The 4,667-nt window shown below is 47.9% G+C and carries 4 protein-coding genes and 1 pseudogene; all 5 read right to left on the bottom strand.

What is annotated here, in order from left to right:
• Positions 1 to 187: 187 nt before the first annotated feature.
• Positions 188 to 1,240: a PspC domain-containing protein gene (locus JX312_RS09435; RefSeq protein ID WP_204457821.1), complete on the bottom strand. Its 1,053-nt coding sequence runs from the start codon at positions 1,238 to 1,240 to the stop codon at positions 188 to 190.
• A gap of 150 nt (positions 1,241 to 1,390) precedes the next feature.
• A pseudogene (locus JX312_RS09440) lies at positions 1,391 to 1,711 on the bottom strand (PadR family transcriptional regulator); the annotation flags it as partial.
• Positions 1,712 to 1,927: 216 nt separating this feature from the next.
• The gene (locus tag JX312_RS09445; RefSeq protein WP_128707352.1) at positions 1,928 to 2,791 is read right to left on the bottom strand and encodes a hypothetical protein; all 864 of its coding nucleotides are present in this window, start codon (positions 2,789 to 2,791) and stop codon (positions 1,928 to 1,930) included.
• Between the two features lie 17 nt (positions 2,792 to 2,808).
• Positions 2,809 to 4,266 carry a RagB/SusD family nutrient uptake outer membrane protein gene (locus JX312_RS09450; RefSeq protein WP_370541492.1) on the bottom strand — a complete coding sequence of 486 codons (1,458 nt, stop codon included), beginning with the start codon at positions 4,264 to 4,266 and terminating at the stop codon, positions 2,809 to 2,811.
• 42 nt (positions 4,267 to 4,308) lie between these two features.
• Complete coding sequence (locus JX312_RS14320) at positions 4,309 to 4,578, bottom strand: hypothetical protein (RefSeq protein ID WP_370541493.1); 270 nt, start codon at positions 4,576 to 4,578, stop codon at positions 4,309 to 4,311.
• Positions 4,579 to 4,667: the final 89 nt, after the last annotated feature.

Here is a 4,667-nt window from a genome sequence, read left to right on the forward strand (position 1 = left end):
TATTGTTAATTCTTTTTTCAACCTCAGCGGATCTTTCCGGTTGTTTTCACCCCTCTCATCACCGCCAACCGAAAGGTCGCCGGCTCTTCGAGTGGCGAAAACACCTCGGAAATATCTCGCTGATGTCAAGAAAAAATAAGTCAAGACGAGTTCGCACTTTTGGTGTAAATCACTTCTAAACAACTTATTATAAGAATCTGGTGAGATGGGTGGCGTAAATCATCAGAATTACGGTTGCCACGATTATGAGAGTCTCGAATATCGCCGCCACTATGACAGTGGTTTTTGAAGCTTTGCGGTAATTGAAAAGCACCGAGCCTGCCGTCCATGCCAATGCGACTCCGGGGATGATGAAACACAACGAGAAAGCCATGCATGCCGAACTGCATACGATAGGAACCAATGTTGATGTGCAATGGTCGAGATCCCAGTCCAAAGCATTTATCAGTATGTCATTACCGAATCCGTAACTCGCTATGAACGCGACGAGGAAAAACGCGAAGAAACCTGTTGCCACAAGTGTCGCGGCAACCCCGATGAGTCCGATGAGTCCCATCAGAAATTTGCCTAATACCCTAAACGCGTTTTCAACAAACGTGACTGAAGAATTGTCGGCTTCATGACCCAGGGGAGGAGTGGATGAGAGAACCTCCTGTCCGATGTTGTCTATAGTCACGGGGTTTCCCTGCGACTCAAGGATTCGTCGAGGATTGTTGGCGGGCGGAATTATCATCCATGCGATAAGGTAGAGGAGCACAAGCGGCCAGACATACGTAGCGATGCATAGTGCCGCATACAGCAGACGCATTATGTTGGCGTCCCATCCGAGATAGGTGGAGAGCCCTCCGAACACACCGCCGATCACTTTGTTGTTGAGGTTTCGGTAGAGTCTCTTCCTGGAAGGCTTTACAACTGTGTTTTCTGCATTGGTTTCATCTGTGTCCCTGCTGTAAGGCGGTGGAGGGGTGATTCCGTCGTTCATGTCTCCTATGTCAGCCGGTTTGCCCATGATTTCGATGACGCTGTTCACGTCAGCGAATGTTATGGCATTTGCGCCCGCTGAGATGCGCTCGTCAAAAAGTTCTGAAATCCGGCTTTCTATGTCTGTGACGATCTCGTCGCCCTCCGTTCCGCAGAAAGCGGCGCGGAGTTGTGTAAGATAATTGCTCAGAAGTTCGTAGGCGTCTTCGTCAATGTAGAATACTTTGCCGTTTATGTTGACAGGAAATGTTTTCTTCATGATCTGAGGGTTTTAAATATTACGGGTTGAGTCTGTTGTTGAGTCTGATGTTGAAATTGAGTCTGTAGGCTGATTTGTATCTGTTGTGGCTGAGCCTGGACCTGTTTCCGGGTCGGGATCTGTTGTCAGGTCAGCGTCGGAGCCGTAAATCAAGTGGTTCACGGATTTTGAAATATCCTTCCACGACTGGTGCAGCTCGTTTAGAAAATGTATGCCCATCGGAGTGATGGAATAGTATTTGCGGGGTGGACCTGATGGAGATTCCTCCCAGCGGTAGTTCAGCAGACCATCGTTTTTCAGCCTGGTCATCAGCGGATACAAGGTGCCTTCCACCACTATCAGGTGAGCCTCTTTCATGCGGGAGATAATCTCGGAAACGTAAGCGTCGTTGCGGCTAAGCAACAGCAGCACGCAGAATTCGAGCATCCCTTTCCGCATCTGGGATTTCATGTTGTCAATGTTTGTTGCCATATGTTGTGACGTTGAATGTGAGTCGAGTTGTCTGAGTTATGATGTCAGAGGCATGAGAGGTTTGACACCGCAAAGGTATGTGTTTTTATAGTACCATGCAATACAAAGTACTATAGATTAACATATATTAACAAATAAACTCTGCCGGATACCTATGCGGTTGTCCGGCAGAGTCATTATCAGTTATTTTCTGAATGTTGAGAAATCGGTTTTGGATCAGCGGTTTACAAACTTCTTACCATTTTTGATCACAATTCCTTTGTAAGAGCTGTCAACTTTCACCCCGAATACGTTGTAGAGAGGAGCGTTGTCATCAGTTGTGGCATTACCGATTTCTTCAACACCTGCTCCCGAATTGTCAGAGTATGTAAGCACGCGTATGCCATGTATGTAAAGTGGGGAATTCTTCATGTAGTTTCCGATGAGGACAGTGCGTTTCTCACCCGGATTACTCTGGATTTTGAAATACTGATCCCAGTTCGGACCGTATTCCGAGTCCTCGAGTTGCTCAATATCGTTCCAGTTGCCGGTATATGTGACATTCTCGAGGTCATCGCCAAGGATCCCGCCTATCTTTTCACCACCTTTTATCATCTGCACTTCAGTCACACGGACATTGCCGGAAGCGACATGCACGCACAGATTAATTGCTTCCTGTTCTGCAGAAACACAGACATCAAGCTTGGCGCAATCCGGCAGATGCAACATTATCGCCCCACCTCTGCCTCCGGGTGCTGTCAAAGCTGAGAACCCGGATCCTGCCGGCGGCAGGATTATGGCTCCGGTGCGGGAATTGGCACCACCTTTTGTGCCATCGGTGCCAAGACCTGTGTAACCGGCATCCGTGGTGCACTGCGGCTGGGAGAAATCCTCCAGCTCGTAATCGGCGTCCTGAAGTTGTATTGCGAATGATCTGGTCTTGGAAGCGTAACCGCAATATTTGTCAAGCTTTGCCTGAGTGTCGAACCAGAGCCAGCCATCGGAGTCAACATCGGCGGCATCAAAGAAATTGTAGGTCTGCTGTGCGTTCAGCCCCGCTGCCATGGCGGCAGCTGCGATTGTAAGTAAAAACTTTTTCATAATATATATTTTAAAAATTAAACTTCAGCCCATCCCGGATTCTGCTCAACTTCATGATAGCGGATATCATCCCAGGAAATCGGCCAGAAATACTGTTTTGGCGCGAAATACCTGATACTGCTGTTGCGTCCGTTTACTACAGAATGCGTAATTTTTTTTGAGCCATCTGCTCTCACCACAATCTTGACGTTGTATAGAGGGTTGTCTTCACCATTCATTGTCTCTTCGGCTATTCCAAGTCTGAGGAGATCCCAATATGTGGTTTTTTCAAAAGCAAGTTCTACGCGACGTTCGTTCATAATGTCTTCAAGCGTGACCGAAGGGAGATCCGGCATGCCGACCCTTCTTCGAATACGGTTTATTTTGGCAAGAGCATCGCCAGTCCTTCCTGCATGCCAGTCCAACTCGGCGTAGTCGAGAAGCATCTCCGCATATCTCCATATTATGTAATTCTGCGAACTCGCATAAGTTTCATCATTATTGATCTGTTGCGATTCGCGCAGGAACTTTGCCATATAGTATCCGGTGCGTGTTATTGATGCAGTAGTGGAAGTTCCGTATGCCGTAAGGTCAAGTCCGGCGACTTCCTTGCCGTCAGCCATCGTGTAGTGCATGTCGAGAACATGTGATGCCCATTCCGCGCCATCATAGAGGATATTGGCGTAGAATCGGGTGTCTCTGTTTTCGTAAGGATTGTCTTCGTCATAATCAGAGTCAGGATCATCAATCATCTTTCCGTTTGCCATCCGGTATTCATCGACATGGTTCTGAGTCGGATTGTATGCGCAGTTGGTTCCGCCCATAGATGGCGGAGCGGCATCGCGGTCAAGTCTATGACCGAACTGGTAGATGTAGTCGCCATTGTCGTTGTGCTGCACTTCCAATATCGACTCAACCGAATTTTTTGTGAGGAAAATGTTGCGGTATTGCATTGCCTTGTCGCGTATATTGCCCCCCTCAGCGGGCATCAGGTCATATACATGAAGGTTCTCCACTTCGTCATAAGCCTTGGCAGCAAGCTCACGCATTTTGTCGGTGCGGTTGTCCGGAAAACCGAGATATGGCTTTTCGGCGTTCTGGAATTTGACCCCGGCAGCCCAAAAATAAGTCTTCCCCTTTAGCATGTATGCAGCACCTTTTGTGACGCGTCCTATGTGTCTTGACTCATGAGATTCAGGAAGCAGTCTTGCAGCCTTCTCCGCCTCTTCCGTTATGAATGTTACCATCTGATCATATGAGGCGCGAGGGTATTTTACGGTCTCCATAAGCGGGTCGAAAACTCTGTCGATCAGCATCACACCGCCATATCTTCGAAGGAGGGTATAGTAATACCATGCTCGGAAAAAATGCGCTTCTCCGACAATTCGGTCGCGTATCGTGGCGGGTAATTCCGACTGATGCGCAAGAAGCTTGTTGACAGATCGTATCTGCTCGTAAGCGGTCTGCCATATCAGGCGGCTTCTGCCGTTGATCATTGTTTCCGAACCTTTTAGAATTTCACCATAGCCCGCCTGATACTAGTCGCGACGTCCCACCGTAATCTGGTCTCCGAACCACGGTTCGAACTCTTCGCCGTTATTTTTGATCAAGGTGGAGACAAGGGTTGAGAAACCGTTGTCCATATGTCGGTACCAGCTGCCGGTATATTCATCAAGCATCATCTCGTCGGACCATATCATGTTCTCGGCGAGTTTATCATTAGGTGAATCACGGAATATGCTGTTGCATGAAGTCAATGCAATCGCGGCAACACATATCGGTATGAGGAATAATTTCAGTTTATTCATGTTTTTTGTTTCTTGGAAGAGTTTAAAGGAGAGTAGAGGAGGAGCTGGGAGTTTAAGGAGGAGCTGGGAGTTTAAGAGGAAGTATGTGG

Origin of the sequence: Barnesiella sp. CU968, assembly GCF_905219685.1 — a bacterium.
Lineage (GTDB): Bacteria > Bacteroidota > Bacteroidia > Bacteroidales > Muribaculaceae > Lepagella > Lepagella muris_A.